Origin of the sequence: Pigmentiphaga sp., assembly GCF_019689535.1 — a bacterium.
GTDB lineage: Bacteria > Pseudomonadota > Gammaproteobacteria > Burkholderiales > Burkholderiaceae_B > Pigmentiphaga.
Map to the genome: position 1 here is coordinate 1 of NZ_JADGHH010000301.1, position 2,962 is coordinate 2,962.

General features: G+C 61.9%; 4 protein-coding genes. All 4 read left to right on the top strand.

Annotation, left to right across the window (positions count from 1 at the left end; genetic code table 11):
- Positions 1 to 169 precede the first annotated feature (169 nt).
- The 4 genes from IRZ12_RS16955 to IRZ12_RS16970 all read left to right on the top strand — a co-directional run bounded on the left by IRZ12_RS16955 (position 170) and on the right by IRZ12_RS16970 (position 2,867).
- A complete protein-coding gene (locus IRZ12_RS16955; RefSeq protein WP_296471078.1) occupies positions 170 to 1,015 on the top strand; it encodes a methionine ABC transporter ATP-binding protein in 846 nt (281 codons plus the stop codon).
- Between the two features lie 2 nt (positions 1,016 to 1,017).
- Complete coding sequence (locus IRZ12_RS16960; protein ID WP_296471081.1) at positions 1,018 to 1,680, top strand: methionine ABC transporter permease; 663 nt, start codon at positions 1,018 to 1,020, stop codon at positions 1,678 to 1,680.
- 62 nt (positions 1,681 to 1,742) lie between these two features.
- The gene (locus IRZ12_RS16965; RefSeq protein WP_296471085.1) at positions 1,743 to 2,558 is read left to right on the top strand and encodes a MetQ/NlpA family ABC transporter substrate-binding protein; all 816 of its coding nucleotides are present in this window, start codon (positions 1,743 to 1,745) and stop codon (positions 2,556 to 2,558) included.
- A gap of 141 nt (positions 2,559 to 2,699) precedes the next feature.
- Complete coding sequence (locus IRZ12_RS16970) at positions 2,700 to 2,867, top strand: hypothetical protein (RefSeq protein ID WP_296471088.1); 168 nt, start codon at positions 2,700 to 2,702, stop codon at positions 2,865 to 2,867.
- Positions 2,868 to 2,962: the final 95 nt, after the last annotated feature.

Sequence of the window (2,962 nt, forward strand, 5' to 3'; positions counted from 1 at the left end):
GGCTTATGTGCTTTTTTGTAGAAAACATGCCTGTCCTAATGAAGAAATAGAATATACATAGGAAAACGTTTTCGTTCCGCCGGGCCGTCGTATGCCCGATACTCGTGCAATATCGTCGGCGGCGCCGCGTTCCCGAAGCGTTCGGGGAGCAGCCGCCTTGTCTTTTTCCATGAATTCGAATTCTTCTTCTTCTTCCGTCCCGCCGCTCATCCGGCTAGAGGCGGTCAGCAAGACTTTCCGGCTTGCTGATGGGCGCACGTTCGAGGCGGTGAAGTCCGTATCGCTCGACATGGCCGAAGGGCGCGTGTTCGGCCTGATAGGCAAGAGCGGGGCGGGCAAGTCGACCTTGCTGCGCATGATCAATCTGCTGGAGCGTCCCGACGCGGGCAAGGTGCTGGTCGACGGACGGGACCTGACCCGGATGTCCAAGCGCGAGCTGCGCGAGACGCGCCAGGGCATAGGGATGATCTTCCAGCAGTTCAATCTGCTGCAGAATGCCACCGTCTACGAGAACGTTGCATTTCCGCTCAAGCTACATGGCAACCGCAGCAAGTCCGAGATCGAGGCCCGGGTGCGCGAGTGCCTGGAGGTCGTGGGCCTGACGGACAAGCTGCACAATTACCCCGCACAGCTGTCGGGCGGGCAAAAGCAGCGGGTGGCCATTGCCCGTGCGCTCGCGCCGCACCCCAAGGTGTTGTTGTGCGACGAGCCGACTTCGGCGCTCGATACCGAGACGACGCGCTCGGTGCTCGATACCCTGCGCGAGATCAATCGGCGCCTGGGCGTGACCATCGTCATCGTCACGCACGAACTGTCCGTGGTGCACGCGCTCTGCGATCACGTGGCGGTGCTCGAGAACGGCCAACTGGTCGAACGCTTCGATGTGAACGACCACGCCACGCCCCGCGTCAGCGCGCTGGGGCGGGAGCTAGCCCAGGAGCAGGCGCGCGCAGACATTCTCAAAGAGCACGCCGCCCGCATTGCGGCGGCGGGGCCGACTTTCCAGGCAGCCTGATCATGTCCGAAAACATTCTCGCCATCCTTCCCGAACTGTGGGTCGCCATCGGCCAAACCTTCCTGATGCTGGGCATCGGCTTATCGGCAGCCATCTTCCTGGGGGGGCCGTTGGGTGTCCTGCTGTTCTTGCTCGGGCCGGGGCAATCGCTCGACAACCGCCCGGCGTACGTGGCGCTCAGCTGGATCGTCAATACGGTGCGTTCCTTTCCGTTCATCATCCTGCTGGTGGCGCTGGTGCCGATTACGCGCTTCATCGTGGGAACGTCCATCGGGCCGCTCGCGGCGGCGGTGCCTTTGTCGGTGGCGGCCATTCCGTATTTCGCACGGCTGGTGGAGCAGAGCCTGCGCGAGGTGCCGCGCGGCGTGATCGAGGCCGCACACGCCATGGGGGCGTCCGAGTCGCAGATCGTCTGGAGAGTGCTGGTGCGCGAAGCACGTTCCGGACTGGTCCTGGCGCTGACCGTCCTCGCGGTGAGTTTTCTTTCATATTCCGCGATCGCCGGCGTGGTGGGCGGCGGCGGCATCGGCGACCTTGCCATCCGCTACGGCTACTACCGCTTCCAAACTGACGTCATGCTGTTGACCGTCGCGCTGTTGATCGTCCTGGTGCAGATCATCCAGTTCGGCGGGAATGCGATCGCGAACCGGCTGGACAAGCGCTGACCCGTTCTTTTCTTGGCCGCAGATTGACGCGGCCGCCATTCATCTTTTTTAGGAATCCGTCGATGTCATCCCTACGTCGCAAAGTCATCCTGGGCACGGCCGCCGCGCTGTTGGCGTTGAGCGCCGCCGGTGCGCATGCCGCCGATCCCGCCAAGAAGAATCTCGTATTCGGCGCGACTGCCGGCTACAACTACGACGTGCTCAAGCTCGCCATCGTTCCGCAGCTGGAGCAGCAGGGCTACAAGGTGCGCCTGGTCGAGTTCAACGATTATGTCCAGCCCAACCTGGCACTGGCGCAGGGCTCGCTCGACGCCAACTTGTTCCAGCACATCGCCTATCTGAATCGTTTCAAGGCCGACCAAAAGCTCGACCTGATCGACCTGGCCCAGAGCACGACTGCTCCCATGGGGATTTATTCGAAGTCGCGCAAGAGCCTGTCGGAGGTCAAAGAGGGCGATCGCTTCACCCTCCCCAACGATCCGAGCAATCTCGCGCGCGCCTTGCTGCTGTTGCAGGAAAACAAGGTAATCACGGTCAAGGCTGAGGTGGATCCGTTGCGGGTCACCGAAAAAGACATCGCCTCCAATCCCAAGAAGATACGGCTGCAACCCGTCGAGGCGGCCCAGCTGCCGCGCACCGTCGGCGATGCCGAGTTCGCCATCGTTCCCGGCAATTTCGCGATCGCGTCCGGCTTGAAGCTCACCAGCGCCGTAGCGCTCGAAAACCCGCCCGTGCAATTCCAGCAGGTGGTGGCCATTCGCCGGGCCGACCAAGACAAACCGTGGGCCAAGGACTTGGCGGCGGCGTTCAAGTCTTCGTTCTTCAAGGCCGTCCTGGACAAAGACTTTCCGGGTTACGTTCGTCCCGCCGGGTTGTAATCCGAGAGGTGATGGGGGCTTCGCGCACTGCGCGGCGCCCCCGTTTTTCCTTTCTTTGTAGTACGACGTTTGGGTAATAGATGTTGTTACGTCTTGATACTAGACTCTCGAGCGTCTTATTGCCTGGGGAGTCTGGCTACCATGGACATTCGCGATCCTGAGCGCAGGGCGGGCAGCCTTTGCTTGAGGCGTTTCTTCGACCTCCTGCTGCTCGCGGGGTTTTCCTCCGGCTTCATGTGGGTCATCGTCAAGTTCGGCGCGATGTGCCCGGCGGTGCTTGACCACTTCGCCATCTCCTCTGTGTTCTGACCCGGTGCGCGACAAGCCCCGCCGTTCAGGGCGGGGAAGGATAGCGCGGACGGCGCAGCCGTCCTTGTCTTTGGGTTTCAGTGTGGGGTTTGCTG

Coding starts and splice junctions, on each gene's coding strand:
- IRZ12_RS16955 (WP_296471078.1), top strand. CDS start 170: ATGAATTCGAATTCTTCTTCTTCTTCCGTCCCGCCGCTCATCCGGCTA.
- IRZ12_RS16960 (WP_296471081.1), top strand. CDS start 1,018: ATGTCCGAAAACATTCTCGCCATCCTTCCCGAACTGTGGGTCGCCATC.
- IRZ12_RS16965 (WP_296471085.1), top strand. CDS start 1,743: ATGTCATCCCTACGTCGCAAAGTCATCCTGGGCACGGCCGCCGCGCTG.
- IRZ12_RS16970 (WP_296471088.1), top strand. CDS start 2,700: ATGGACATTCGCGATCCTGAGCGCAGGGCGGGCAGCCTTTGCTTGAGG.